Origin of the sequence: Bradyrhizobium sp. WSM471 (genome assembly GCF_000244915.1) — a bacterium.
Taxonomy (GTDB): Bacteria; Pseudomonadota; Alphaproteobacteria; order Rhizobiales; family Xanthobacteraceae; genus Bradyrhizobium.
The window spans coordinates 2,746,378-2,772,591 of record NZ_CM001442.1 but is presented as its reverse complement, the minus strand read 5'-3'; the positions used below and the strand labels follow the sequence as shown (position 1 = coordinate 2,772,591).

Genomic DNA, 26,214 nt, shown 5'->3' with positions numbered 1-26,214 from the left:
CTTCAAGCGCAGGCGACAAGCGCCTCATTTTTGAACGGATCAATCCTCATAGCTGTCGATGACGGCATCGGCGATCACGCGTTTGGTGAGGACGCCAACGATATCGTTCACGCGCGGGCGCGAGGCAGAGCGGACAACAATTGCCGCGCCGGCCCGATGGCGCTTCAACCTGGCAAACACCAAGCTTAAAAGGTCCTGATCTCGGCAAATGACCATTCGCCGCTCGACGAATTGCTCGACCATGAGAGCTGGGTTCGATTGCGACTCCGCCCATAAGCCGGAACGTGGTGGGATCAGCCCGACAATTCGGCCTTCGCGCTCAACCACGATAGGAAGTGCATCATCGATATCTTCCGCAGCCATAGCCTGTTTTAGTGTCGTTCCTACTCCGGCGACGATAAAGCGCCTCTCCATGATGTCCTGGGCCTGCTTCACCAGATAGAGGTTGATATGCCGCTCCTTCGGAATGCGGTGCCCGCGGTGGCGCAGCTTGATCGTGTAGATCGTCTCGTTGACGAGTGCACGCCTGACGCCTGCAGCCAACGCCACCGCAACGATCACCGGAACGATGATTGCGTAATCGCGGGTCATCTCGAAGACCATCACGATCGCAGTCATGACGCCGCCCGTACCTGCACCGACGATGGCCGCCATTCCAATGATCGCGGCCGAAGATGGCGTTAGCCCTGAATGAGGCAGGATTGGATTGGTTGCAGCGGCAAAGGCGGCCCCCAGCGTGGCGCCAAGGTAAAGCGATGGCGAGAAGATCCCGCCCGACGCCCCGCAGCCGAGGCTGACCGTCGTTGCCAACAGCTTCAGCACGAACAGCAGCGCCAGTAACCCCGCCGCCGTCATCTTGTGGTCCAGTATCTCCTGAATGACGGAGTAGCCGACGCCGTCGACGTAGGAGTGGCCAAAGGCATGGGTGAGCACCACCATCATCAGGCCGATTGACGACATGCCGATGATATTTTGAACATACTCGTTGCCAGACAGCTTCGGAAACCCGTCTTCCATGAAGACGAGCAGACGGATAAACGCCCAGGCTGCCGCTCCAGACAACAAGCCAAGCAGGACAAATGCGAGAGCTTCCTGCGCATTGAAGGATGCGACCATGCTGAATTGCACATCCGGAACCGAAAAGGCCGGGTCCGGACCGATCAGGATGCGCCCGATCGTCGTCGCAGCCCCCGTGGCCACGACGACTGGGAGGAATGTCCGGTTTGAAACTTCCGGCAGAAGAATTTCCAGAGCAAACAGCACGCCGCCCAGCGGAGTATTGAAGGTTGCGGCAATGCCCGCGCCCGCGCCCGCGGACAGCAGCGTGATCCTCTGCCGGGTCGAGAGCCCGATGAATTGAGCAAAGGCTGAGCCAAGGGCTGAGCCTATCTGAATGATAGGGCCTTCGCGCCCGACGGCGGCGCCGCTTCCGATCGATATTGCGGACGCCAGCGCCTTTATCAAAGCTACCGTACCCCGAATTTTGCCGCGCTTGTAGAATATGGCGTCCATCACTTCGGGTACGCCATGTCCCTTTGCTTCTGGAGCGAACCGCCGGACGAGAAAAACGACGATGAGGCCGCCGATCACAGGCGCAAGAAGAACAAAGTCGCCGAAAGGACTGGGGCCCTCACTGACGTTTGCGTCGTAAACGACGCTCAGCCTGCCATTGTAAGACAAGTTGTGCACGAGGCCGATCAGCGCGCGAAAGCCGACGGCGCCAAGTCCGGTCATGACGCCAATCACCAAGGCGAGCGCGCAAAGCACGAGAAGGCTGACCTTCCGCTCTTCAGCAAACGGCTTGATGCTGCTGCCGATCAAGGCTTTTCGCGTGCCGTAAGTCAGGACCGAGGGCATTTGACCACTATTGCGCACAGACACCGATATGAACTCTGGTTCCGAAAGGCGGTTCCTGCCAAGAGGCATGGCGACAATCCGCGCCCACCGAGCCTCCACGTCACCGCCATTGGACGCCCTTAGTGGTTGTCCGTCGATTCATGGTGCCCTCCCAGCGGTAGTCAGGAAGCTCCAGTTCGTCGGCGATGTCCCGCCCAATTGCGAGCCTCGCCAGCCCCGGTATCGAGAAACTTCTGACCACGACGTTGCGGAAGAGCATTCCCACACGCGTTCTCGGCGCCAGCGCCCCGGCAAAGCGCTCCGCACCCCGCTGTTTTCGGCCTATATAGCTCTTCAGCCGCGCCTCGTATCCCGCAAACGCCTCCAAATATCGTCCACCGGACATGGCGAGTTCACCGGCCAAGACATAAGCTGAAATCATCGCCAGCGCCGATCCCTGCCCTGCCAGGAGCGAGACGCAGAAGGCGGCATCACCAATGAGCGCCACCCGACCTCGTGACCAGTTCGGCATCCTGATCTGACTGACGGCGTCGAAATAGAGTTCACCGGCGCGCTCCAGTTCGGCGAGCATCTGATCGCATTCCCAGCCATCTCCGCCATAGATTTCACGAAGGAGCGCCTTTTGCGAGGCCGGCGTTTCCGGCAAAACTGAGTGATGCTCGGCAAATACCAAGAGAAACAAGGTGCGATCATCACGCAGCGTGAAGCGGCCTACCATGCGGCCCGGTTGACCGTAGATCAGGTACACATCCTCGTCGCGCGGTCGATAGCCGTGAGCTTCGAAGGCAGCCACGATATACCCCAGACGCCGCTCGAAGTGAGCCTGTGGTCCAAAGACCAGATTGCGCACGGCTGAATGCAGGCCGTCTGCCCCGACGAGAAGGTCGAACCTCCGCCTGCCGCCGTGCTTCAGTTGGACTTCGACGCAATCTGGTTTCTCTTCGACGAGAATGATCTCGTCTCCGAAAATGGTTTCGACGCCGCTGGCCCGTTCGAACAGCATGCGCGAGAGGTCACTGCGCTGAAGAGTAACGTATCGTCCATTCGTTAACTCGGAGAAGACGTCGGTACCGAAGCCGGCCAGCCGACGGCCAGCTTCATCTACGATCCGAAACTCTCGGGCGTAGTAGCCGTCGCGACTGATCTCCGGCATCAATCCCATCCGTTCAGCGATGGTGTAGCCGAGCCCCCAAAAATCGATGACATAGCCTCCGCTCCGTAGAGCGGAGGCGCGCTCGAGGAGCGTCGGCTGGAAGCCGGCTGCTTTCAACCAATAGGCAAGCGCGGGTCCGGCAATTCCAACCCCGGAGATTAGAACGCTGTTCATGCCATCTCCTCAGAAACGAACGACGATCAGCAACACGATGCCCGACCCGCTCTGGTGCTTCGGCGGTCCTCGGACGAGAATTAGTCGCTTGCGTACAAGAACATTTGAGGCCGCAACAGAGTATTACATACATCGCGACGCGATCGCCGCGATGATGTTCCGAGTAGTCTCGCCTGCGCAACTTCAATGTCGAGCTTCGGAATCTGGACTGTTCCGACAAAGGAGACGAATTGGAAGACAAGTTGACTGTCCATGTGAGGCATATCGAGCGCACCCTTCGTGTAAGCGCAATCGCTCTATTTCTCGCGCTCTCGGTCTGGCTGCTTCGAGACATACTGTTGCTCTTGTTCAGCGCCGTGGTCATCGCTTGCGTTTTGCGGGGCGCCAGCAACGCGGTCCGTCGGGTAACGCGCCTCGGGCCATACACGTCTTTGATTTCCGTCATTCTTGTGACAGGGCTCGCACTCGGTGCGCTGCTGTGGTGGCGCGGCAGCGCCATTTTCATCCAGGCCGACGAGATCAGCCAGCAACTGAGAACCCAACTGGCGCGGATCTGGAGCGAACTGCAAAACAGCTCGTGGGGTTCGATTTTGGCTCAACAGTTGCAGATCGCCGGAAAGTCTCTGCGCACTGGCCTGACAGGCTACGTCACCGGCGTCGTTGGCTCCGTTCTCGGCATAGGTGGCACTCTCGTCGTGACGGCGGCGACAGCGATATTCCTCGCTGCGTCGCCCCAATTGTATCTCGAAGGCTCGCTTCGTTTGCTTCCAATGGCCTGGCGACCTCGCGGCCGAGAAGTTGCCGGAGAGCTCGGTGCTACGCTTAGGCTCTGGTTTCTTGGTCAACTCGTCGACATGCTGATCGTTGGTCTGCTCCTCGGATTTGGCCTTCTCCTCATCGGTTCGCCCTTGCCACTATCACTGGCCCTGCTGGCGGCCCTTCTGAACTTCGTGCCATACATCGGGGCACTTGCAGGCGCACTGCCGGCGATCCTCGTGGCTCTGGCACAGTCTCCTGCTCTTGCCGCTTGGGTCGCTCTCTTGTTTTTGACGATCCAGCTGTTGGAGGGAAATGTCATCGCACCATGGATTCAGAAACGAACTGTCTCGCTGCCACCCGCACTGACGATACTTTCCCAAACGATCCTTGGCACTCTCTTCGGTTTGATCGGACTGATCGTTGCCACGCCCTTGATCGCCGTTCTGCTCGTTGCTGTCCGCATGATCTATGTCGAAGGTTTCCTGGAGCGCGAGAGTAAACAGGCTGCCTAGTTCAGGAACACTGTTGAAAAGGTGCGGAGGCCACGGAGTTGGTACGGTGTCGTACACTCGTGTGTCTGACCGGCAATCGGCGCGACATAGTGTCCCGAACCCTTGACCCGAGAAACCAAGATTGCAGGCTGATGTTGAGACCGCATTCTGAAATTACAGGAGCCACAGATGCGGAGACTCACACTTGTCCTTTCTCTCACCGGCCTGATCGCAATTTCTCCTGTCAGCAGTAGCCAGGCTGCGCCTCTGACACCGCTCTCGGCAGCCGCGAGCTCCACGCAGCACACGTCGGCAGTGCAGGATAATCTGACCCAGGTTCGATGGCGTGGCGGCTGGGGAATCGGCGCCGGCCTGCTGGCAGGAGCCTTGATTGGCTCAGCCTTTGCGACCCCGTATTATGAGGAATATCCGCCGTACTATGGCTACAGATACCCCTACGGCTACGGTGGGTACTATCCGGCTTACACCTACACACCTTACTGGGGTGGCTATGGTTGGAGACCGCGGCCATACGCCTGGGGCCCGCGCCCCTGGCGCTATAGCTACGGCTGGTCCGCGCCGAGACCGTGGGGATATACGGTCCGGCGCGCGCAACCTTGGCGTCATAGCTACGGCTGGGCGCCGCGGCACTATCGGCACCACCATCACGGCGTGATCCGTGCGCACCATCGGTGGTGACGCGCTGCGCGTGTAGAAAAGTGCCCGGCGCATTCAATCATTGGAGAACCGCGCCGGGCGACGACGAATTTTCGTTGGAGAAGCCGCTAGATGGTGGAATTTCTGCAGGACGTACGTCAGCCGTTCGAAAGACTTCGAGAGGCGATCACGGTGCAAGATTGGCTGTGTTGACGTCCTGCTTCCGAGTGAAGGTTGCACCTACGGCTCGTTTCGCCGGGTGTCGAAGCTCGTGCTTCCACAATGCGGGCATTTCGGAATCTTGTGTCCTTTGGTGACGTGAGTGGCCTGATGACATCGCTCACACCTGAAGTCTCCAGTCTCTTGGGCTGTCTCACCTGCATGCGCTGCCATGATACTTCTCCCTGTTGAGCGCGAGCGCCCCATTTGGTCCAAGCGTCGCGAGCGAAGAGAGTTGCTAATTGTGTTCGGGGTCGCCAAAGCAGCACCCTCTTGCCCCTACATGCGTTCTTTCACGCCGGCCTCTATAAGCCACCAATTCACTGGGTAGCTCGTGAAAAAGCCCGCAAGCATCGCGATCTGCATCATGAACCAAAACTCCGGCATCGACGGCTCCAGCCTCACCCCGAAGAGATTCCTGAAGATCGCAAACTGCGCGATCGCCATAAATCCGTACATACCGATTTGCCACGCAGTCAGCGAGAGAGTGTCTGCCTTCACGGCTTGAACGACGCCCGCGCCTGGCGACAAGTCGCGCATCGGCTTGATCGTGAAGTACTGGAACGCGACGCCGAGCACGAAGGCGAACAGGTAATCCACCACCCAGATCGCGAACATCTTCTCTGAAAACAGACTCTTCCATCCCGCCCAGATCGCGATCACCGGAAACGCGAGCACAAGGCTCTCGGCGATGATGTCCCCGAGTGTACATCCGGCGCCACAGTGCATGGCACCTTTCGCGACCATGACGGGAAACGGTGTCTCCCTCTTGCTGTCGGAGTGCTTGTTCTGCTCAGTCGCATCCCGGGCCGCAAGCCGGCCGAACCGGTAGTACAGCCACAACGTCAGTACGGTGCCGAACAGACCGTTCACTGGCCAGACGACATTCATGATCCACATACGCTGTGGATGGCGGGTGAGGTCGATCGCGATGATGACCGCGCAGACAAATCCGACACCCAGACAAGCGAGCGCGATATCTCTTAGCCAAATTGGTATCATGGCTCCTCCGTTTTCTCGGAGAAGAAACGTTGTGAAGATCGCCTTCGTTCAAATCGAGCTTTGTGGTTTCCCACGATCATCTCGGGGCGGAGCGCTTGGAGAATTGGCTATTCCACATTCAATTCTCACGCACGCAAGCGACGGCCGATCTGCCGATCGTACTCGCGCTGTATCAATCCAGAGCACGAACAGGCGGAATGCTCCAGCTGGGCCCGGTCGACCAGAGTTATCGCTGCTCGGGTGTTGCGGATGATGCCGGCCTGTTCGAACGCCTCGAGACATTCGCTGACACTGGCCCGACGAATCCCGAGTAATTGAGCTAAAACAGCATGCGTGATCGGCAGTTCTCCAGAGTCCATTGCGTTTGCCGCGACCAGAAGCCAGCGGGCAAGTCGCTGCTTGACGGAATGGAGCGAGTTGCAGGCTCCCGCCTGTGAGGTCTGAAACAGGACAAGATTGATGTAAGAGAGGATCACTCCACGGAGGGTCCCAAGATCGTCAAGCGCGGCGAGAAAAGCCGGCGTCGGAATTCGTAGTGCCGCTCCGCCCACCTGAACGACCCGACGGTGCGGCGGCATCGGATCCTCCGGCGCCAAAACGCAGGGCGCGCCGATCATTCCCTCGGAGCCCACCAGCCAAGCCTCCACGAAGCGCCCGGCCTCGACCTTGGCTGAGACCGATACGAGACCACTGCCAAGAAAGTAGACATATTCCATCGGCAAGCGCCAATGATGAAGGACCTGACGCGGCTTGAGCTCGACATGCGTCCCGATCGACTGGAGTACTGTGAGCTCGGTTTTTGGGATGCAACGCAGCAGCTTGTTCCGTGCAGCCAAGGGGCCAACGCGGCCTCCAGGCGCAATTGATGTCGGAACTAGGCCTGTCGCCCGGCCGTCCTGCATTGCTGCGCTCCCCGCAATCTCCGAGGATCGATCGGAACGGTCCGCGGGTCTGCGGAGAGTACGCACTCGGGCCATCGGCGGTTCCTTTTTCAGGACTACTCCTATTCTCCGTTCCATCATCCTGATTTGAGGCCTTCTCCTCGAACCGAAGGGCGGCTCGGACCGACGCGCTGGGGGGCTTCGGACGTTCCGACCCAAACAGTTGAGTGATGCGATGTCGGTACGAGACCGAACGAAGGCACACGACGTTCTCTGGGACAGAGCTGGGTTGCCAAGGTCTTGCGGAAAGCAAGTCAGAGCCGGCCCAGCGCAGCGGAACCCAACTCCTCTCCAAAGATCAGTCGGCCGGCGTGGCTAAATATTTCGTAGCCATCGTCGCGCGCGACCGCGACGAGCGTCACGCCGGCACGCTCAGCGGTCTCGATCGCCAGCGAAGTCGGTGCGGAGACGGCGATGAGCAAGGGCACGCCCATTCGTGCCGTCTTCTGAACCAGTTCGACGGAGACCCGACTGGTCATGAGGACAGCCCCCCGTGACATTTCGAGCCCGACTCTGGCCGCCGCACCAGCGAGTTTGTCCAGCGCATTGTGGCGTCCGACATCTTCCCTTACCAATCGGATGTCATGGCCGTCCCAGAAGGCCGCAGCGTGCATCGCGCCCGTCGCCTGGTTATGAGGCTGGAGCGGTCGCAAGGAGCGCATCGCCTCCAGAATGTCGACCGGGCGAAACCCGCCTTCGCTGACTACGCGCGTCGGCCGCGGGCAAGCCTGTTCCAAGCTCTCAATTCCGCACAGGCCGCAGCCGACCGGCCCGACCATCGCCCTCCGCCTGTTGGCGAGGAGATCACCATAGGAGTCGTCGAGCCAGATCCGTACTTCGCAACCGAGCTCGAGCTCGACGACTTCGATGCTGATGATGTCCTCGCCATGCTCCACAATGCCCTCGCTCAAGCTGAAGCCTACGCCGAAGTCCAGGAGGTCAACGGGAGAGGCCATCATCACCGCGTAAGTCGAGCCGTTGTACGTGAGCGCAATCGGCCGTTCCTCTGCGACCTTGCGTGAGGACGGAATCGGGCGACTCCCCCGCCACACGAGCTCCGGCTTGTCGCGCGTACAACGATCCTGCATATCCGGCTCCGAGGTTGGCTTCTGGCAACCTCAACCATTGGGCCGCGTTCCCTGGCCATCATCCATTGTCGGGCCCCGCTCCCGCTGTTCAACATCGCGCGATCAAAACCATTCCCTTGGTACGGCACCGTGCACAGATTTCCTGAGCGGAGAATGCGTGCGTCGCCCGTCCGTCGATGGTCTTGCAGGTGCTGGTTTTTTTTACGCGCTTGCCGCTCAAGCCGCCGTCCCGCCGAGAAGCGGCTGCTCAGGAACCCGCGCGGGGAACATACGTTGCCGATGCACAGGCTGGCCGGTTCCCGAAGAGAAGCAAGATCATGGCGCGACCCAACAAAGCTGGTGACCACACTCCCGACACGGTTGAATACGACGGCCCAGCTGGCGGATGGGGGTCCCTGAAAGGAATAGCGCGGATCTTCGGCAAGGAGTGGGATTCGCCCGCGGCCTTGAACACCCTTCGTCGGCAGAACAAGCCGAAAGGCTTCATGTGCGTTTCCTGCTCATGGGCCAAACCTGCGGATTATCATGCCTTCGAATTCTGCGAGAACGGCGCCAAGGCAACGCTCTGGGAGCTAACGTCGCGCCGCTGTACGCCGGAGTTCTTTGCCGAGCATACCCTAACCGAGTTGTTGTCATGGAGCGACTATGACCTCGAGCAGCAGGGGCGCCTGACACATCCACTGCGTTATGACGGCACCACTGACAAGTACGTGGCCTGCTCTTGGGACGACGCATTTCATGCCATCGGCTCGCAATTGAGGGCCCTCGATCCGCAATCGGTCGTGTTCTATGCGTCCGGACGCGCGAGCCTCGAAACCTCCTACCTCTATGCCCTGTTCGCGCGGGTTTATGGCAACAACAACCTGCCAGACAGCTCCAACATGTGCCACGAGACGACGTCCGTCGCGCTCAAGAAGCTGATCGGCGCGGGCGTGGGGACTGTGGTCTTCGACGATCTCAGCAACTGTGACGCCATGTTCTTCTTCGGCCAGAATACCGGGTCGAACAGTCCGCGCTTTCTGCATCCCTTGCAGGACGCAGCCAAGCGCGGCGTCCAGATCATTACGTTCAACCCCGTCCGCGAAAAGGGTCTCGAAGTCTTCATCAATCCGCAGAATCCGACGGAGATGCTGACCGGCAAGACCACACAAATCAGCAGCCAGTACCATCAAGTGAAGGTGGGTGGCGACATCGCGGTCATTGTCGGAATCTGCAAGCACGTCTTCGCGGCGGACGATGCCGCCAAGCAGCAGGGCAAACGTGTGATCGACGCTCCCTTCGTCGAGCAGCACACACATGGTTTCGAAGAGTTCGAAGCCAAGGTCCGGGCGACGTCTTGGGACGACATTGAAAGCGCATCTGGTCTCAGCCGATCGGTCATCGAGGGGGCCGCGCAGGTCTATGTCGAGGCTGATCGCGTGATCGGGATCTACGGCATGGGGCTGACCCAGCACGTACACGGCTTTCAAAACGTGGCGATGCTCGTCAACATGCTGCTCCTTAAGGGCAACATCGGGCGAGATGGCACCGGCATTTCACCCGTGCGTGGACACTCGAACGTCCAGGGTCAGCGCACCGTCGGCATCTCCGAGAAGCCTGAATTGGTCCCGCTCGATAAATACGCCAAGCAATTCGGATTCGAGCCGCCACGCGACAAAGGCATGAACACCGTTGAGACCTGCGAAGGCGTCCTCGCCGGCAAGGTCAAGGCGTTCGTCGGCCTCGGCGGAAATTTTGTCCGCGCCATTCCGGAGCGATCGAAGATGGAAGCGGCCTGGCGCGGGCTGGAGCTGACGGTCCAGATTGCCACCAAGCTCAACCGCAGCCACCTCGTGCACGGCAAGGCCGCCTATCTGCTGCCGTGCCTCGGCCGAACCGAAGAAGATGTGCAGGCGAGCGGCCAGCAGGCCGTTACCATGGAGGATACGTTCAGCTGTATCCAGGGTTCGATCGGGTTGCGCAAGCCCGCCAGCGAGCACTTGAGATCCGAGGTGGCGATCGTCGCCGGTCTGGCCAAAGCAACCCTGAACCCCAATCCCAAACTGAAATGGGATGAATGGGTCGGCAACTACGATCTCATCCGTAACGAGATCGCCGAGACCTATCCGGACGAATTCCACGACTTCAATGCGCGGATGTTCACGCCGGGCGGGTTCTATCGTGGCAATTCAGCCCGCGAACGGATTTGGAAAACCGAGAGCGGCAAGGCAGAATTTACAGCGCCCGAAACCCTCACCTCGACCGGCTTTTCCGATGCGCCCGGCCGCTTCCGGCTGCTCACGATGCGCAGCAACGACCAGTTCAATACGACGATCTACGGCTACAGCGATCGGATGCGAGGCATTGAGGGTACACGGGACGTATTGCTGATGAATCCCGACGAAATCGCACGCGCCGGACTTCAGGAAGGTCAAATGGTTTCCCTCGTCAGCGACGCAGAGGATGGCATCCTGCGCGAGGTGGGTCCTCTCAAGGTGACCCCGTTCAAACTGCCGGATGGCTGCGTCGGGGCCTACTATCCGGAAATGAACCCCCTGATCCCGCTGTCGCACCACGACATCCATTCGAAGACGCCGGCCGCTAAATCGGTGCCGGTTCGAATCCGCGCGTGAGCGATGGCGCGGAAGGGGGGCCGATGAATGCAGCTTTTCCGCCCCGGCGCGAACACGATTGCGACGGTGATGATCGCGGCAATTGGAGCAGCGCCGGTGCTTGCAGTTGGGTTGTCCTATGAGGTGATGCGATCCCCTTACGTGACCAACCAGAACATCACGCGGAATCAGCCGGTGCCGTTCAGTCATGAGCATCACGTGTCGGGCCTCGGTCTCGACTGCCGCTACTGCCACACCTCTGTAGAGAAGGCGCGCTTTGCCGGCATCCCGCCGACCGAGACCTGCATGACCTGCCACTCCCAAATCTGGACCAACGCGCAGATGCTGGCGCCGGTGCGCGAGAGTCTGGTCAAAAACAAGCCGCTGGCATGGCAGCGCGTCCACCGCCTCCCCGACTACGTTTATTTCGATCACTCGGTCCACGTCGCAAAAGGTGTCGGATGCACCACCTGTCATGGCGACGTCGGAGGCATGCCGCTGATGCGCCAGGCCGCGCCGCTGACGATGCAATGGTGTCTCGATTGCCACCGCTCTCCTGAACGTTACCTGCGTCCTCGCGAGGCGGTTTTCGATCCGAACTGGCAGACCCCGAAGAACCAGGCCGAGGTCGGGCCCAAGCTTGCCGCAGGCTATCACATCAACACAGGTCATTTGACGGACTGCACGATATGCCACCGCTGAAGGAATTGCCGACGCGGCCCGATCCTGCCGGGCGCAGCAAGCTCAATCGCCGTCAGGCGCTCAGCTTGCTGGCGACCGGCATGGCCGGTGGACTCGCGGCCTGCAGCAAACCCGACGAGCAGATCCTGCCTTATGTCAGGATGCCGGAGCGCATCGTTCCCGGCGAACCGCTGAAATTTGCGACGACGCTCGCGTTGGCGGGGATCGGTCGCGGCGTGATCGTGACTTCGATCGACGGCAGGCCGATCAAGGTGGAGGGCAACCCGCGTCATCCGGGCAGCCTGGGTGCCACCGACGTTTTCGCTGAAGCAGCCGTTCTTTCGCTTTACGATCCCGACCGCTCGCGCACGATCCTGCACGATGGCGCGATTGCGCCGCGCGAAGCGTTGAACCGAGCGCTGGTGACCGAACTCTCCGAGGCCCGCAGCAGCCAGGGTAAAGGCCTGCGCTTGTTGACCGGGCGCACCACCTCCCCGACTCTGCTGCGCCAGATCGACGAATTGCTTGAGGCGTTCCCGGCCGCATCGTGGCACGCTTACGATCCAACGGACGACGAGAACGCGCGACAAGGCGCGCAGCTCGCTTATAGCCAGCCTGTGAGCAGCATTGCCGATTTCGCAAAGGCCCGCGTGATCGTCGCGCTCGATGCCGATCCGCTCGGGCATGGCCCCGATCAGATTCGGATTGGCCGCGGTTACGCAACCGGCCGCGGCGACGCGAATGCCTTCTCGCGTCTCTATTGTCTTGAGAGCGCACTCACGCTCACCGGAGCAAAGGCGGACGAACGTCTGGCGCTTCGTCCCGAGGCAATCGAGCGGTTCTCAGCGATCCTCGCGCGGGAGTTCGGCGCGACGACCGGCGCAACCGAACTTCCGGAGCGCGAGCGCCTGCTGCTTCAGCAGATCATGGCCGACTTGAACTCGCACAAGGGAGAGGCGCTCGTCATCGCGGGCCCGGCAGTGTCCAGGGAAGTCCACGCATTGGTGCATTGGATCAATGCCAAGCTCAATGCGCCCATTCGGCTCATCGATCCCATCGATCGTACGCCGTCCGGCAAGCAGGCGGGATCGCTCGAACAGCTCGCAAGCGATCTCGACGCCGGACGCGTGCGTCAGCTCGTGATGATCGGCGCCAATCCCGCTTACGACGCACCAGCCGATTTGCGGTTCGAGGCGCGGGCGCAAAAAGCGACATTCCGCCTGCATATGGGCGAGTACGCGGACGAAACCGCGGCTGTCGCGAACTGGCATGTCCCGCAGAGACATCGTCTCGAAACGTGGTCGGATCTGCGAGCCAGCGACGGGACGGCCAGCATCGTCCAGCCTCTGATCAAGCCGCTCTACGAGAGCTTCAGCGAGCACGAGCTTCTCGCCTGGCTGAGCGGGGAAGAGGACGCAAGTTCTCACGAGCTGGTGCGGCAGACCTGGCAAGGCATGGCTTCTGCCGATTTCGAGGCGTGGTGGCGGCGCGTGCTGCACGACGGCCTCATTGCAGGAAGCGGTGCCACTGCACTTTCGACGGCTGCTCCGCTTCTGCCGCCGCTCCCGGACGCCGAGCCCCACGATCTGCAGGATGACGAGATCCGTCTAGTCCTGCGCCCTGATCCTTGCCTGTGGGACGGCTCATACGCCAATAACGCATGGCTGCAGGAGTGTCCGAAACCGCTCAGCAAGCAAGTCTGGGGCAATGCGCTGGCGCTGCATCCGGATCAGGCAACCCGCCTCGGTCTCACATCCGGGGACGTCGTTACGGTCGCCGCGAACGGCCGATCGATCGAGGTGCCCGTGCTGACTGATCCCGGGATGGCCATGGGCGTCGGCGCGCTCGCGCTTGGTGGGGGGCGGCAAAAGGCCGGCGCGATCGGCAACGGCGTCGGCGCCAGTGCCTACACGATCCGAACCTCCGATAATAGTTGGCGCCTTCCGCAAGTTGCGATCAAGCGGACAGGACGCCGGGAGCCGATTCTCACGACGCAGAACGTCGTTCGCACGCCAGAGGACGTCCGCGAGCTCTATCCACAATACCGGCTCGGGCAATCCCTGCCCCCGTCGGCAAATCCCGATCCTCCAAGCCTAATGCCCCCGGCCGTGAAGTCGGGCGACGGCCATGCCTGGGCGATGGTGATCGACACATCGGTTTGTATCGGTTGCAATGCTTGCGTGCTCTCTTGCCAGGCCGAGAACAGCATTCCCGTGGTGGGGCCGGAGCAGGTGGCCATGGGACGCGACATGCACTGGATGCGCGTCGATGCCTATGATCATGGCACGCCGGATAGCCCGCAACTCGGCTTTCAGCCCGTGCCGTGCATGCATTGCGAGCACGCGCCTTGCGAGCCTGTCTGCCCTGTCGCCGCATCCGTTCACGACAGTGAGGGCCTCAACGCGCAGGTCTATAATCGCTGCATCGGCACCCGCTTCTGCGAGGCGAACTGCCCTTACAAGGTTCGGCGCTTCAACTTCTTCGGTTATGCCGACGGTGAGGAATACGGCAATCTGGGCGCGGAATCCTATCGCGGCCAGAAGAACCCGGAGGTGACCGTACGCGCCCGCGGCGTCATGGAAAAATGCACCTACTGTGTCCAGCGCATCAGCGGCGCACGTCGCGCCTCGGAACGCGAGAACCGGCCGCTCGGTCCACACGAGGTGCAGACTGCCTGTCAGAACGCATGCCCGACCCGCGCCATCAGCTTCGGAGACCTGAACCAGGCTGACGCAGAGATCAACCACAGGAAAGCCGACCCGCGCCACTATGCCTTGCTCGGCCACCTCGGCACGCGGCCGCGCACCACCTATCTTGCCGACGTGCGCAATCCCGCACCTTCGGAGCCGGAGAGGCGGACATGAGCGAAGTTCTTCTTCCCCAGCATCCCCCGGCGCACCGCTGGATCTCGGCAGCGCGGGCAGGAGACGCCGCAGTCACCCAGGCCGTAACTGATCCGCTCTTCACCGGCTTCGGGAAAGCATGGTGGCTGGCCCTGCTAATCACCCTGCCGTTCGTGCTCTGGCTGTTCGTTGCAATCGCCTGGCTGTTCTACGAGGGCATCGGCATATGGGGCATCAACTCCACCATCGTCTGGGGAGTCGCGATCGCCAACTACGTCTGGTGGATCGGAATCGGCAATGCCGGCACGTTGATTTCGGCGATGCTGCTGTTGACTCGACAAAGATGGCGCGCCTCGATCAATCGCTTCGCGGAAGCCATGACGCTGCTTGCGGTCGCGATCGCCGGGCTGATGCCCATCGTTCACCTCGGTCGACCAATCTACGCCTATTGGCTCGCCCCATATCCGAACACCATGGCGCTTTGGCCGCAATGGCGCAGTGCCCTGGTGTGGGACTTCTGGGCCATCGTCAGCTACCTGCTGTTCTCCATTCTGTTCTGGTATGTCAGCCTGATCCCCGACCTTGCGACCATGCGCGACCGCACGCCCCGCCGTGCCGGCCAACTGCTCTACGGCGCATTTGCGCTGGGATGGCGCGGCTCGTCGCGTGAGTGGTCGCGGTTGCAGACACTGCATACCACGATGGCCGCCCTCGGCGTGCCTTTGGTCTGCTCGGTGCACTCGATTGTCGGTCTCGACTTCGCGGCGAGCCTGATGCCGGGTTGGCAGGAGAGCATCTTCCCACCCTACTTCGTCGTCGGCGCAATGTACTCCGGATTCGCGATGGTCGTGGTGCTGGCGGCGGCGATCCGCTGGGGCCTCAGCCTTCAGGCTATTATCACCCGCCGCCATTTCGACGTGATGGCCCGCATCCTGCTGATGGCCTCCATCGTCATGTTCTATTCCTATGCGACAGAGTGGTTCATGGGCTGGTACGGCGGTGAGCATGCCGACCGTGAGGTGGTTCGCTTCGAGTTCACTGGCACCTACGCGCCGCTGTACTGGGCCTTGCTGGCCTGCAACTGCCTCATCCCGCAGTTGCTATGGTGGCCGTTCGCCCGACGGTCGCTCTTCATTCTGATTCCTGTTGCCATCGCGATCAACATAGGCATGTGGCTCGAGCGCATCCTCATCGTCTGGAACACGCTTTCGCACGGTTACATGCCATCCCTGTGGCGGACGTTTCACTTCACGTTCTGGGACTGGAGCTTTCTTGTCGCGCCGCTCGGCCTTTTCGCCTTCCTGTTCCTGATCTTCGTGAGGCTCGTCCCGAGCATATCAATGTTCGACGTGCGCGAGCTCGCCCATCAGGAGGCCGCGGCATGACGGCCAAGCTTGTGGCGGAATTCCTCGACGGTGAAGCGCTGAAGGCGGCCCTGCAGCGCGTGCGTACCGCGGGACACGCCGCACTCGAAGCATTCACGCCGTATCCGATCGAGGGGCTCGCCGAACAGCTTGGGCAGGACCGATCCGCAATTCGCGGCGTGATGCTCGCCGGCGGCCTCGGAACTGCAGCATTCGCCTTCGCACTGCAATGGTACAGCGCCGTGATCGACTATCCCATCAACAGCGGCGGCCGGCCGCTGAACTCCTGGCAGGTGTTCCTGCTGGTGCCGTTTGAGGTCGGTATCCTCGCGGCGGCGCTCGCCGGCGTCATCACCTTTCTTTGGTCGTGCCGCCTGCCTCGTCTGCACGATGCAATGTTCGAGATTCCGGGCTTCGAACGCGCAACGCAGGACCGCTACTTCCTGCTGGCCGCTTCTGACGGCGACCCGAACGAGCTGAGGACAGTCCTCCGCGACGCCGGCGCCGTGGCGGTCACGGAGCTGAGCACGCCATGACCGCCCGCGCGCTGCCATGGCTGTTGTTGCTATCATCGGCGCTCGCCGGCTGTGGCGATCATTCCATGTCTCAGCAGAATCGCTATGGGACGTTCTCGAAGGCTGGGCTGTTCAAGGATGGCACCGAAGCCCAGGCCTTACCGCAAGGGGTCGTTGCACAGGGCGATCTCCACCGTTTGCAGCAGATCACCAAGCCGCCCGCGGTCGACATGGCGCTGCTGGCCCGCGGCCGCGAGCGCTACAACATCTATTGCTCCCCGTGTCATGGCTTCTCCGGCCACGGCGATGGCATGATCGTGCAGCGTGGCTTTCCCGCACCCCCCTCCTACCATTCCGCGCGCCTCCGCTCGGCCGATGCTCAGCACTTTTTCGACGTGATCACCCATGGCTACGGCGTGATGTATTCCTACGCTGCGCGCGTCGAGCCGCGCGACCGCTGGGCCATCATCTCCTATATCCGCGCGCTGCAGCAGTCGCAACGAACCGACGTCGCCGACTTCCCGGAGCTGAGGAGCAAGCTACCGTGACCGCCGTGCTCCGCAGCCCTGCCCTTAGAGCAATCGGGACGCCGCGAACCGCAGCGGGCCTCGTGTTGATCTTGCTCGCATCCGGCCTCGTGCTCGCGGCAGGGAGACTCCGCCCTTATCCGAGCCTGCTCCAGGGCTGGCTCTTGGGATTTGCGATCTGGAGCTGCGCACCCATCGGCTGCATGACGCTCCTGCTGATTCATCGCTTGACCGGCGGCCGCTGGGGCTTTGCGGCCGGACCGGTGCTGCGACCCCTGGCGGTCATGGTGCCTCTCGTCGCCATCGCCTTCATCCCCGTTCTCGCCGGACTGACTGACATCTACCCCTGGGCCGCGGGTGCCAGCCAGATCAAGCCCGACATTGCGCGCTGGTACCTCGGCCAGCCATGGTTTGTCCTGCGTGCCGTGATCGCATTGATCGGATGGTCCGTGCTCGGAGTGACTTTCGGTCTCGGACTCGGTGGGCGGCTATTGGCGGCGCTCGGACTTGCGTTCTTCGGCTTCACCATCAGCATGGTTGCTGTCGATTGGTTCCTCTCCCTCGAACCTCATTACGTCTCCACTGCCTTCGCCTCCATGATCGCGATACAGCAGTTGGTCGCTGCGCTTGCCGTTGTTGCCGTGCTTGCCTCCTATTTCGAGGGTAAAGCGCTGAACGACATCGGCAACCTTTTGATCGCGACAGTGCTAGGCGTCGTCTACCTCGAATACATGACATATGTGGTGGCCTGGTACGGCGATCTGCCTCACAAGGCCGAGTGGTTCCTGAGGCGCAGCACGGACGCATGGATAGGCATTCTGCTCGTGACATTCGTCACCGGAGCCGTTCTTCCATTTGCGATGTTGCTGTTCGAGGGCGTGCGCGGCAGCCCTGCAGGCTTGCGCATCGTCGGCCTTTTGCTGCTCTTCGGGACCGTCATGCATTTCGCTTGGCTGCTAGTGCCCGCATTTTCGGCGCAAGCTCCTGTTGCACTCACGGCTCTGGGCGCTCTCCTTACCTTGACGATAGGTTCTGTCCTCTTTGGGAAGGGCATCGCATCCGCGGAGGTGCGCCATGCCGAATGAGGAGATGGGCAGCCGCGCGCTCCCGCAACCGGCCGGCATTCACAACCGTGCCGTTCTCGTCGTCGTGGGTAGCTTCCTGCTCTTCGTGGGGGCCGCGATTGCGGGAATGCTGCTGTTCCTGAATACGCAAGCGCCGGGCGCATTCACCCCGCGCGCAGAGCGCCGGTTTCCCTCGCCCGAGCTCCAGACCTTTCCGGAGGCCGACCTGACCCGGTTCGAGGCCGCGCAGCGTGCCAGGCTCACCGCTTATGCCTGGGTCGATCGCGACCACAACATCGCCAGCATCCCGATCGATGAGGCGATGCAGCTCGTCGCCGGACGGGGCGATCAAGCTTATGACGCCCTTCAACCTACGCCTGCCCCTCCGCCCGGTGCAAGTGGGGGCAATCCATGAGGCAGGCCATCGTTGTGTTGGCGCTTGCGCTCTGGCCGGGGCTCGCGCATGCCGGTTTGACCGAGCAGCAGATCGGGCGCGTCGGCTTCGATCCTCCTCAGGGCGCGCGCGTTCCGTTATCGCTGCAGTTCAGCGCAGTCGGCGGCCACACCGTCACCCTTCGCGATGCGATCGACGGACGTCCGACCCTGCTCCTTCCAGCGGACTTCACCTGCAGGCAGATTTGCGGGCCGGCGCTGACAATCGCAAGCTCAGCGCTGCAGCAAACCGGGCTTGTCGCAGGACGCGACTACAGCCTTGTCGTTGTCGGAATCGATCCGCGCGACACCGTTGACGACGCCCGCCGCTTTACCCAGGGGCAGATCGGGGGCGCGGGAACATCGGTCCTGTCAGGACCGAAGGAGACCGTTGCCGCGCTGCTCGGTGCAATCGGCTACCATACCGAAATCGACGACAAGCATGACGCGATTGCGCATCCGGCAGCCTTCGTCACGCTCGCGCCCGACGGACGGGTCGTCCGCGCGCTGTCCAGCCTCGCGCTGCAGCCCGTTGATATTCGCCTCGCTCTGTTGGAAGCCGGTGACGGTCGGATCGGCGGACTTTCCGGCCGCGTCGCGCTGCTCTGCTACGGATTTGACGCGGTGCACGGCATCTACACCCGCAGGATCACCGTCATTCTGCAGATTGTCGGGGCCTCCACGGTTGCCATCATGGCCGCCTTCATCGGACTGATGCTGGTCCGCAGCAGAGGTCGCGGAGCGTCGGCATGAACTCGCTGTTCAGGCTGCCGGAAGCGAGCACGCACGCCGTCACGGTGGACCACATCTTCTATCTGTTGCTCGTCCTGTCCGGTGCGACCGTGGTCCTCGTGTTCGGCCTCATCCTGCTGTTTGCTGTCCGGTACCGCCGCGGATCAGCTGCCAAGCGCGGCCCGATGCCTGAGATTCTCAGCCGCGAGTTCGAAATCGGTTGGACGGTCGCGACGTTGCTGACGTTCGCCTTCCTATTCTGGTGGGCATCTTCTGCTGACCTCAGCAGCCTTGCCGCGCCCACGGGAGCACTGGAAATTCACGTCGTCGCCAAGCAGTGGATGTGGAAGACGCAGCATTCAAACGGCGCGCGTGAGATCAATGCCCTGCACGTGCCGCTGGATAAACCAGTCCATCTCCTGATGAGCTCGCAGGACGTGATCCATTCCTTCTTCGTCCCCGCGTTCCGGGTCAAGAAGGACGTGCTGCCCGGACGGGACACCGATCTCTGGTTCCAGGCCAGCAAAACCGGCACCTTTCCACTGCTCTGCGCTGAATATTGCGGCACCAACCATTCCATGATGCGCGGCAAGATCGTGGTCATGCGGCAGGATGACTATGCCAAATGGCTGGTGCAGCAGCCGGAGGGCGACGACCTTGCTCATGAGGGCGCCAGGCTGTTCGTATCGCGGGGATGCTCGGGCTGCCATGCCGGCTCCTCGAACGTCCACGCGCCGCGCCTGGCGGGTCTTTTCGGCCGCGCCGTGCAGCTGGCGGATGGACGCACCGTTTCCGCGGACGATGCCTACATCCGCGATTCGATCCTGCAGCCGAAACGCGACGTCGTGGCCGGGTTCGAGCCGATCATGCCGAGCTTCAAAGGGCTGCTCGACGACGGAGAGATCCAGAGCCTGACCGCCTATATCCGCTCGCTCAGGGAGGAGCAGCAAAATGACTGACGCCCTGCTCGCCGGAGAGCTGCCGCTGCCGCCGCGCCCCGACTATCTGCGCCACGGCTCGACGATCTCGTCTTGGCTTGCCACGACAGACCACAAGCGCATTGCAATCCTTTACGCGATCACCATCACGTTCTTCTTTTTTCTGGGAGGCGCCGCAATCACCGCTGTTCGGCTCGAGCTGTTCCAGCCGAACGGATGGCTGTTGACGTCGGACACCTACAACAAGCTGTTCTCGTTCCACGGGATCATCATGGTCTGGTTCTTCCTGGTGCCGTCGATCCCGAATACGTTCGGCAATTTCCTGCTGCCGCTGATGATCGGGGCGCCTGACGTCGCCTTTCCGCGCCTCAATCTTTTCAGCTGGTATTTGACCGTCGCTGCCGGCGCTTTCACCGTTTATGCCCTTGTTGCCGGTGGCGTCGACACCGGCTGGACGTTCTATACGCCTTATTCGTCGATGTTTTCCAACACCCACGTCTTCGCGGCCGCCGCCGGCGTGTTCGTCGTCGGCTTCGCCAGCATCGCCACCGGCGTGAACTTCATCGCGACCACCCACATGCTGCGCGCTCCCGGCATGACCTGGTTCCGGCTGCCGCTGTTCGTCTGGGCGATCTACGCGACGTCGCTGATCATGGTGCTTGCCACCCCGGTGCTCGCCATCTCGCTCCTGCTCGTGATCGCGGAGCGCGTGCTGGGCTTGCCGATCTTCGATCCGGCTCGCGGCGGCGATCCGATCCTGTTCCAGCACCTGTTCTGGTTCTACTCGCACCCGGCGGTTTACATCATGGTGCTGCCGGCAATGGGCGTCGTGTCCGAAATCATCCCATGCTTCGCGAGGCGGCGGATTTTCGGATACGACTTCATGGTCTATGCGATGCTTGCGATTGCGGGCGTCGGGTTCTTCGTCTGGGGCCACCACATGTTCGTCTCCGGTCAGTCGGCCCTGGCCAGCCTGGTGTTCTCCTTCCTGTCCTTCATCATCGCCGTGCCGTCGGCAATCAAAGTTTTCAACTGGACCGCTTCGCTGTATCGCGGTCAGATCAGCTTCGAATCGCCGATGCTGTATGCGCTTGGCTTCGTCGGTCTGTTTACGACCGGCGGGCTCTCCGGGCTGTTCCTCGCCTCGATCCCGGTGGACATCCATGTCACCGACACCTACTTCGTCGTCGCGCACTTCCACTACATCATGGTGGGCGGCTCCGTATCCGCCTTCTTCGCCGGGCTTCACTTCTGGTGGCCCAAGGTCACGGGGAAGCTCTATCCGGAGAGCTGGGCAAAGTTCGCGGCCATCCTGATGTATGCCGGATTCAACATGACATTCCTGCCGCAATTCTTTGCCGGGTACCTCGGCATGCCGCGCCGCTATCATACCTATCCGGCGGAGTTTCAGATCTACAACGTCATGTCGTCTGCGGGAGCGGCAGTCCTCGCCATCGCCTACTTGTTGCCTCTGGGATATCTCACTTGGTCCCTGTTCTACGGCGGAAACGCCGCGAAGAATCCTTGGGGCGCGACAGGCCTGGAGTGGACCACGGGTTCTCCGCCTCCCCCGAAGAATTTTGACAGGCAGCCCCGCGTAGATCGCGGACCCTATGATTACCACGTCGAAGGTATGTCGGCCGGAACCGATCCTCCCGAAATGCAAAACGCAAGAGAAACGCGATGAGCGACGAAAGCGCACTGCTGAGAGAACCCTGGTCGAATTTCGGCCGGCAGCGCGAGGCAGGTAAGTTCGGCATCTGGGTCTTCCTCGCCAGCGAAACGCTGTTCTTTGGAGCCTTGATGCTGACCTACACGGTTTGTCGAGTCGAGCATCCGGAGGCGTTCGCTGCAGCCGGGAGGGAGACAAATATCTGGTACGGCACGATCAACACCGCCGTGCTGTTGACCAGCAGCCTCACCATGGCGATCGCCGCGCAGGCGGCGGAGGAGTCGGCACCACTGCGGCGGCTCGTCCTCGCGTGCCTCATGCTCACCGCGATGCTCGGGCTCGCGTTCATCGTCATCAAGGGCTTCGAGTACAAGGAGGACATTGACAAGCAGCTCGTGCCGGGAGCCGGGTTTGCATTGTCTCAGCCCGGAGCGCAGCTGTTTTACGGATTTTATTGGCTGGTCACGGGCGTCCACGCGATCCACCTTTCCATCGGGATTGCTCTCGTGAGCCGCTTGTTCTGGGTGCTGCTCCGGCGCCAACTTCCGCCCAAAGACAATCCCGAAATCGAGGTCACAGCCCTCTACTGGCATCTGGTCGATATCGTATGGATCTTCCTCTATCCGCTGATCTATTTGCCGGGGCGCGCATCATGAGCAGGCAGGGCGAATCAGGTGGTATTGTGCGCCGCCTATGGGCGAGGAACCTCTTGATCTGGGCAGCGCTCCTCGCACTCCTCGTGCTCAGCCTCTTCGCCGCCTATGTTCCCATGGGCCGAATGACAACAGCCAGCGGCATCATCATCGCGGGGGTGAAATCGGCCCTCGTCGTCTTGCTCTTCATGGAGCTCGCCTCAGCGAAGCCGCTGGTCCGGATCGCGGCGATCTCGGGGCTTGTTTTCGTGATCGCGATGTTCGCATTGACCTTCGCTGATGTTCTCGCACGCATCTGACGCACGGGAGCAAAGCGCTCTGATGCAGCCACGTTCGAACGCAAGCTTCGGAGAGGAGAACTTTCGCTGCGCTCAAAGGCGTGACTGCACCAGTTCGCTCGTGAAGCCGCGCGCCTCTCTCATGAGGCACACCGCCGAGGACCATTAGGCGGACGTTGGTGGCTCACGAGTTCTGAAACTCCTTCATATTGAGCCGCAGACCGGCTTTGTTTGCTTGCTCTGCCGTTACGTAAGGCAGACCATAATAGCTTAGCTTCGGGCTCCACCGCCCCGTTTGACCCGGGTACGGAAAGGCATACGTCCCTCCGCCAACGGACGCCTCGCGGGATATCACAACGGCGGCGAGCTTTCCCCCGCTGTCGAAAACGAGATCGGAGACATAGCCATAGCCTTGGCCTGCCTGCAGCCGCGCATAGTCTCCGATGACCTTTGAGACCGAGAATTCGTGCGGCTCTGCTTGCGCCTGATCAGGGTCAACGAAGAGGCCGTATTCTCGCGACCTCAAATCGGAAAAATTGGCCACGATAGCTCCTTCATGAAGCGGGCGGAGCACCCGGCTGAAGGGAATTCGGGAGATGAACTCCGGCTCATCCTTCGTTCTGAAGCCTTCGACGAGCAAAGAATCAATCTGCCCGTCGTCTGCCAAGGTCACGTTCCGGACGGCTCCCAAATACTCACCTTTCAGCGAGAACACCGCGCTCCCAAGCAGTCGCGACGCACGGTATCCATTATAGACCGTGCTGGCGAACTGCTGTGACTGCGCCGACTGTTCCGTCGTAGCCTGCGTCACCGTCTCTGCCCATGCGGGACCCAACAGAACGGAGGTTGAGATTGTACCTATGACAAATGCAAGGGTGATCCTGCTCTTTACGCCCATCCAGTGCTCCTGCGATCCGTCGCGCCAAAATTGCCATTGATCGTATAATCGTTTCCGATGCGCAAAGTTCTGGCCGCCGGTCGAGCGAACGGTCCGCTGCCGTGCCAAGGAGAAAGTGCAGCGACCAATCGAGTACCCGGCCCTTGGGAAACGCACCGCAGATCCACGCGTGCACATCCAGGCAACGCTATCACATGCCTCGGCCGACGTACTTCATTCGTTGCTCGCGATCAGAGGCAAGCTCACGATCCAGGCCTTGAGGACCAGGTCAGGTTTCTCCTGACGGGTCTTCACCTTCAGCCCGACTGTGAGGAGGCCGGCGCGCGCCCCACATCTTGGCGAATAGCCGTTCCAAGGAGACGCGAAATGTTGAGCAACGAACTCGAAAACCTCCTGCCAACGCACGGTCGGACGCCATCTCTCGCGCCGTCACGAGAGCGCGATCAAACGCCGCACGCGCACCACGCCACGAACGATCTGGTGCGCCGCCTTCCACACTCATCACGCAGCCGGCTAGTCGAACTCTGCGACGAAGTAACGCTGCGACCGAGACAAATGCTGCAGGAACGTAATGTGCTGTTGCAAAATGCTTATTTTCTTGAAAATGGCGCGGCCTCGCTGACGGCCAGAGCCGGAGACTGCCTCCCGGTCGAGATACAGACTGTCGGAGCGAAGGATTTCATCGGCATTCCCCTGATCCTTGGCATGCGCATTTCCCCTCACCGTTGCATGGTTCAGGTTCCCGGTAGAGCCTTGCGCATCGAGGCAGATGCTTTGATTGAGCTGGTGAGGGGCGATGTCGAGATCCAGAAGCTATTGCTGCGGTACGTGCAGGCCACCCTGATCCAAAGCTCGCAGCTCGCTGCATGTAACTCGCGTCACAGTCTGCAGCAACGACTGGCTCGGTGGCTTCTCGTTGCAGCGGATAAATTGTTCTCCCGCGAAATCCCGCTCACGCATCGATGCATTGCACAGGCCCTTGGAGTTCGGCGCGCAGGTATCACGTCGACAATGGGCGAAATGGAAGCGCGAGGCATCGTCAAGCAAGGCCGCGCTCAAGTCGAGATTCTGGATCAATCGCAACTCGAGCAATTGTCCTGCAACTGCTCTCGCGTGATTTTATCTGCACATGAGAACTCTCTCAATGCAGCCAATGCTCGACAAGCAAGCAACTCATGATTGATCGCGGGAAGAAATGAGGGCTTGGGCGTCACAATGCGTTTGCCTTGTCCGGTTGCGTACCGAGTTCGGGCCGGCGCAGCGAACGCTGCGTATCTTACCTCGTTAGTCGTCACGAGCTGCCCGGGAATCGAAATGCGAAGAGCTTTGTGGGTGCAGAAGCCACGCTCCGTCGGCGGCGGAATGGCCCGATGTGCCCGCTAAAATCGAAGTAGCGAGCCTTGCGGGATCGCCAGGAGCCAGTCGCCAGCTTGCCGAAGTCCAACGTCTCCAGAGCAACGACTATCTTTGGGCAGTACGGTACCATCGCGCGCGTTGCGCCGCTGGCGTTCGTTCTGCTCACCCCGATGGGCGAGTACATTTTTCATCTTTCTCCGATCTGGATATTCGGATCCGGCGTTCTCGCAATAGCTGTACTGGCTGAATGGATTCGCGTAGCAACCGACCAGCTATCCTCCCACACCGGTCCTGCCATAGGCGGTCTCCTGACCGTCAGTCTTGGAAGCTTGGCCGAGCTCATTCTTGCGCTATTTGTTCTCGCGCGCGGCCATGTCGAGGTGGTCCATGCCCAGATCACCGGGTCCATAGCGGCGACCTGCTTGCTGGGGTTGGGTCTGGCCATCGTCGCCGGCGGGTTCAATCGCGAGCGCCAAAGCTTCACCCAGGCGCGCGCTGGGTTGTTGTCGAGCATGCTCGTTCTGTCGGTGATCGCTCTCATTCTGCCGGCAGTGTTCGACTACACGGGTCGCAGCATCCGTCATGTCAATAACGTGAATGCCTCCGATGAGCTACTTAGCCTGGCTGTGTCCGTGGTGCTGCTAATTCTCTACTCCGGAAATCTTGTCTTCACCCTCGTTACCCACCGGAATGTCTTCGCGACCAATGAGGAGGCTTCGGCTAAATCGGCGTGGTCGGCAACCACATGCTTGATCGTGTTACTGGCGTGCACCGGCGCGGCGGCCCTGCAGAGCGAATTTGTGTCCGGCGCTCTGACGGAAGCGGCCAAATCAACGGGTGTGACACCACTCTTTCTTGGCGTCGTCGTGCTTGCTCTTGTGGGCACCAGCTCGGACATTTTTGCGGCTGTTTGGTTCGCTCGGCGCGACAGGATGGGACTCGTGATGACGCTCTGCATTGGATCCGCCATTCAGATTGCGCTGGTTGTTGCTCCGCTTCTCGTCATTTTCTCCTGGGTGATCGGCAAGCCGATGACCCTTGTCTTCCAAAATCCCGTCGACCTCTTTTCAATCGCCGGCACTGCGTTCATCGTGAATGCCATCACCAGAGACGCCGAGACCACCTGGTTCGAGGGCGTACTGCTCATTGGAGTTTACCTCGTGCTGGCCCTTGCATACTTTCTTTCTTGAAGTGCAAAGCCGAGATGAGCTCAACAGCGGCAACCGTTGGAACTCCAAAGTAGTTGCGTGTTGACAGATCGGAGGCGCCGCCGGCCATCGCCCCGGCGCCTCTCCAAGATCTAAGTGGGACGCCTTCGGAGCAGACCCT

General features: G+C 61.0%; 22 protein-coding genes and 1 pseudogene. 16 read left to right on the top strand and 7 right to left on the bottom strand.

Annotated elements, in window-relative coordinates:
• Positions 1-39 precede the first annotated feature (39 nt).
• Together BRA471DRAFT_RS12020 and BRA471DRAFT_RS12015 are read right to left on the bottom strand one after the other, a co-directional pair.
• Positions 40-1,821: a chloride channel protein gene (locus BRA471DRAFT_RS12020; protein WP_231171102.1), complete on the bottom strand. Its 1,782-nt coding sequence runs from the start codon at positions 1,819-1,821 to the stop codon at positions 40-42.
• 136 nt (positions 1,822-1,957) lie between these two features.
• Positions 1,958-3,184 carry an FAD-binding domain gene (locus tag BRA471DRAFT_RS12015; RefSeq protein ID WP_007607475.1) on the bottom strand — a complete coding sequence of 409 codons (1,227 nt, stop codon included), beginning with the start codon at positions 3,182-3,184 and terminating at the stop codon, positions 1,958-1,960.
• Positions 3,185-3,414: 230 nt separating this feature from the next.
• On the opposite strand from BRA471DRAFT_RS12015, the gene BRA471DRAFT_RS12010 reads away from it, so the two are divergent.
• Positions 3,415-4,455: an AI-2E family transporter gene (locus tag BRA471DRAFT_RS12010; RefSeq protein WP_007607473.1), complete on the top strand. Its 1,041-nt coding sequence runs from the start codon at positions 3,415-3,417 to the stop codon at positions 4,453-4,455.
• Between the two features lie 876 nt (positions 4,456-5,331).
• Here the strand turns inward: BRA471DRAFT_RS12010 and BRA471DRAFT_RS40320 are convergent.
• From BRA471DRAFT_RS40320 to fdhD, 4 genes are all read right to left on the bottom strand, one after another.
• The gene (locus tag BRA471DRAFT_RS40320; RefSeq protein ID WP_083843319.1) at positions 5,332-5,484 is read right to left on the bottom strand and encodes an alpha helical protein; all 153 of its coding nucleotides are present in this window, start codon (positions 5,482-5,484) and stop codon (positions 5,332-5,334) included.
• A gap of 105 nt (positions 5,485-5,589) precedes the next feature.
• The gene (locus tag BRA471DRAFT_RS12005) at positions 5,590-6,312 is read right to left on the bottom strand and encodes a DUF4396 domain-containing protein (protein ID WP_007607468.1); all 723 of its coding nucleotides are present in this window, start codon (positions 6,310-6,312) and stop codon (positions 5,590-5,592) included.
• Between the two features lie 125 nt (positions 6,313-6,437).
• Entirely contained in the window at positions 6,438-7,148 is a 711-nt protein-coding gene (locus BRA471DRAFT_RS12000) for a Crp/Fnr family transcriptional regulator (RefSeq protein ID WP_231171101.1), read from the bottom strand.
• 359 nt (positions 7,149-7,507) lie between these two features.
• The gene (gene fdhD, locus BRA471DRAFT_RS11995) at positions 7,508-8,341 is read right to left on the bottom strand and encodes a formate dehydrogenase accessory sulfurtransferase FdhD (protein WP_007607465.1); all 834 of its coding nucleotides are present in this window, start codon (positions 8,339-8,341) and stop codon (positions 7,508-7,510) included.
• 317 nt (positions 8,342-8,658) lie between these two features.
• Here fdhD and BRA471DRAFT_RS11990 point away from each other — a divergent pair, with 317 nt between their 5' ends.
• The 13 genes and pseudogenes from BRA471DRAFT_RS11990 to BRA471DRAFT_RS11930 all read left to right on the top strand — a co-directional run bounded on the left by BRA471DRAFT_RS11990 (position 8,659) and on the right by BRA471DRAFT_RS11930 (position 22,652).
• The gene (locus tag BRA471DRAFT_RS11990; RefSeq protein ID WP_007607464.1) at positions 8,659-10,953 is read left to right on the top strand and encodes an FdhF/YdeP family oxidoreductase; all 2,295 of its coding nucleotides are present in this window, start codon (positions 8,659-8,661) and stop codon (positions 10,951-10,953) included.
• A gap of 27 nt (positions 10,954-10,980) precedes the next feature.
• Positions 10,981-11,634 (top strand): cytochrome c3 family protein, encoded by a 654-nt coding sequence (locus tag BRA471DRAFT_RS11985; protein ID WP_007607463.1) that lies wholly within the window; start codon positions 10,981-10,983, stop codon positions 11,632-11,634.
• Entirely contained in the window at positions 11,622-14,477 is a 2,856-nt protein-coding gene (locus tag BRA471DRAFT_RS11980) for a 4Fe-4S dicluster domain-containing protein (RefSeq protein WP_007607461.1), read from the top strand. Before BRA471DRAFT_RS11985 ends, BRA471DRAFT_RS11980 begins: the two co-directional genes overlap by 13 nt.
• Entirely contained in the window at positions 14,474-15,841 is a 1,368-nt protein-coding gene (nrfD, locus tag BRA471DRAFT_RS11975) for an NrfD/PsrC family molybdoenzyme membrane anchor subunit (RefSeq protein WP_007607460.1), read from the top strand. The genes BRA471DRAFT_RS11980 and nrfD overlap by 4 nt, the downstream gene beginning before the upstream one ends.
• The gene (locus tag BRA471DRAFT_RS11970) at positions 15,838-16,356 is read left to right on the top strand and encodes a DUF3341 domain-containing protein (protein ID WP_007607459.1); all 519 of its coding nucleotides are present in this window, start codon (positions 15,838-15,840) and stop codon (positions 16,354-16,356) included. The genes nrfD and BRA471DRAFT_RS11970 overlap by 4 nt, the downstream gene beginning before the upstream one ends.
• Positions 16,353-16,883: a cytochrome c gene (locus BRA471DRAFT_RS11965; protein ID WP_007607458.1), complete on the top strand. Its 531-nt coding sequence runs from the start codon at positions 16,353-16,355 to the stop codon at positions 16,881-16,883. The genes BRA471DRAFT_RS11970 and BRA471DRAFT_RS11965 overlap by 4 nt, the downstream gene beginning before the upstream one ends.
• A gap of 62 nt (positions 16,884-16,945) precedes the next feature.
• Complete coding sequence (locus BRA471DRAFT_RS11960) at positions 16,946-17,947, top strand: hypothetical protein (protein WP_231171100.1); 1,002 nt, start codon at positions 16,946-16,948, stop codon at positions 17,945-17,947.
• Entirely contained in the window at positions 17,937-18,341 is a 405-nt protein-coding gene (locus BRA471DRAFT_RS11955; protein ID WP_007607455.1) for a hypothetical protein, read from the top strand. The genes BRA471DRAFT_RS11960 and BRA471DRAFT_RS11955 overlap by 11 nt, the downstream gene beginning before the upstream one ends.
• Positions 18,338-18,883 (top strand): annotated as a pseudogene (locus tag BRA471DRAFT_RS11950) (SCO family protein); the annotation flags it as partial. The gene BRA471DRAFT_RS11955 and the pseudogene BRA471DRAFT_RS11950, both read left to right, overlap by 4 nt.
• Before the next feature lie 224 nt (positions 18,884-19,107).
• Positions 19,108-20,049: a cytochrome c oxidase subunit II gene (coxB, locus tag BRA471DRAFT_RS11945; protein WP_007607453.1), complete on the top strand. Its 942-nt coding sequence runs from the start codon at positions 19,108-19,110 to the stop codon at positions 20,047-20,049.
• Entirely contained in the window at positions 20,042-21,715 is a 1,674-nt protein-coding gene (locus tag BRA471DRAFT_RS11940) for a cbb3-type cytochrome c oxidase subunit I (protein ID WP_007607451.1), read from the top strand. The genes coxB and BRA471DRAFT_RS11940 overlap by 8 nt, the downstream gene beginning before the upstream one ends.
• Positions 21,712-22,356 (top strand): cytochrome c oxidase subunit 3 family protein, encoded by a 645-nt coding sequence (locus BRA471DRAFT_RS11935; RefSeq protein WP_007607444.1) that lies wholly within the window; start codon positions 21,712-21,714, stop codon positions 22,354-22,356. Before BRA471DRAFT_RS11940 ends, BRA471DRAFT_RS11935 begins: the two co-directional genes overlap by 4 nt.
• Positions 22,353-22,652 carry a cytochrome C oxidase subunit IV family protein gene (locus BRA471DRAFT_RS11930; protein WP_007607442.1) on the top strand — a complete coding sequence of 100 codons (300 nt, stop codon included), beginning with the start codon at positions 22,353-22,355 and terminating at the stop codon, positions 22,650-22,652. The genes BRA471DRAFT_RS11935 and BRA471DRAFT_RS11930 overlap by 4 nt, the downstream gene beginning before the upstream one ends.
• A 163-nt stretch (positions 22,653-22,815) precedes the next feature.
• Here the strand turns inward: BRA471DRAFT_RS11930 and BRA471DRAFT_RS11925 are convergent, their stop codons facing one another.
• The gene (locus BRA471DRAFT_RS11925) at positions 22,816-23,529 is read right to left on the bottom strand and encodes a PRC-barrel domain-containing protein (RefSeq protein WP_007607440.1); all 714 of its coding nucleotides are present in this window, start codon (positions 23,527-23,529) and stop codon (positions 22,816-22,818) included.
• Positions 23,530-23,895: 366 nt separating this feature from the next.
• Between BRA471DRAFT_RS11925 and BRA471DRAFT_RS11920 the strand changes: the two genes are divergently transcribed.
• Both BRA471DRAFT_RS11920 and cax read left to right on the top strand, forming a co-directional pair.
• On the top strand, positions 23,896-24,708 hold the full coding sequence (locus BRA471DRAFT_RS11920; RefSeq protein ID WP_083843226.1) for a Crp/Fnr family transcriptional regulator: 813 nt from the start codon (positions 23,896-23,898) through the stop codon (positions 24,706-24,708).
• Between the two features lie 251 nt (positions 24,709-24,959).
• Positions 24,960-26,075, top strand: a complete 1,116-nt coding sequence (gene cax / locus BRA471DRAFT_RS11915) for a calcium/proton exchanger (RefSeq protein ID WP_198287882.1) — start codon at positions 24,960-24,962, stop codon at positions 26,073-26,075.
• The last annotated feature ends 139 nt before the right edge of the window (positions 26,076-26,214 follow it).

Bases quoted from the DNA above. Each gene is read 5' to 3' on its own strand.
- BRA471DRAFT_RS12015 (WP_007607475.1), bottom strand. From the start codon at position 3,184: ATGAACAGCGTTCTAATCTCCGGGGTTGGAATTGCCGGACCCGCGCTT.
- BRA471DRAFT_RS40320 (WP_083843319.1), bottom strand. From the start codon at position 5,484: ATGGCAGCGCATGCAGGTGAGACAGCCCAAGAGACTGGAGACTTCAGG.
- BRA471DRAFT_RS12005 (WP_007607468.1), bottom strand. From the start codon at position 6,312: ATGATACCAATTTGGCTAAGAGATATCGCGCTCGCTTGTCTGGGTGTC.
- fdhD (WP_007607465.1), bottom strand. From the start codon at position 8,341: ATGCAGGATCGTTGTACGCGCGACAAGCCGGAGCTCGTGTGGCGGGGG.
- BRA471DRAFT_RS11990 (WP_007607464.1), top strand. From the start codon at position 8,659: ATGGCGCGACCCAACAAAGCTGGTGACCACACTCCCGACACGGTTGAA.
- BRA471DRAFT_RS11985 (WP_007607463.1), top strand. From the start codon at position 10,981: ATGCAGCTTTTCCGCCCCGGCGCGAACACGATTGCGACGGTGATGATC.
- BRA471DRAFT_RS11980 (WP_007607461.1), top strand. From the start codon at position 11,622: ATGCCACCGCTGAAGGAATTGCCGACGCGGCCCGATCCTGCCGGGCGC.
- nrfD (WP_007607460.1), top strand. From the start codon at position 14,474: ATGAGCGAAGTTCTTCTTCCCCAGCATCCCCCGGCGCACCGCTGGATC.
- BRA471DRAFT_RS11970 (WP_007607459.1), top strand. From the start codon at position 15,838: ATGACGGCCAAGCTTGTGGCGGAATTCCTCGACGGTGAAGCGCTGAAG.
- BRA471DRAFT_RS11965 (WP_007607458.1), top strand. From the start codon at position 16,353: ATGACCGCCCGCGCGCTGCCATGGCTGTTGTTGCTATCATCGGCGCTC.
- BRA471DRAFT_RS11955 (WP_007607455.1), top strand. From the start codon at position 17,937: ATGCCGAATGAGGAGATGGGCAGCCGCGCGCTCCCGCAACCGGCCGGC.
- coxB (WP_007607453.1), top strand. From the start codon at position 19,108: ATGAACTCGCTGTTCAGGCTGCCGGAAGCGAGCACGCACGCCGTCACG.
- BRA471DRAFT_RS11940 (WP_007607451.1), top strand. From the start codon at position 20,042: ATGACTGACGCCCTGCTCGCCGGAGAGCTGCCGCTGCCGCCGCGCCCC.
- BRA471DRAFT_RS11935 (WP_007607444.1), top strand. From the start codon at position 21,712: ATGAGCGACGAAAGCGCACTGCTGAGAGAACCCTGGTCGAATTTCGGC.
- BRA471DRAFT_RS11930 (WP_007607442.1), top strand. From the start codon at position 22,353: ATGAGCAGGCAGGGCGAATCAGGTGGTATTGTGCGCCGCCTATGGGCG.
- BRA471DRAFT_RS11925 (WP_007607440.1), bottom strand. From the start codon at position 23,529: ATGGGCGTAAAGAGCAGGATCACCCTTGCATTTGTCATAGGTACAATC.
- BRA471DRAFT_RS11920 (WP_083843226.1), top strand. From the start codon at position 23,896: ATGTTGAGCAACGAACTCGAAAACCTCCTGCCAACGCACGGTCGGACG.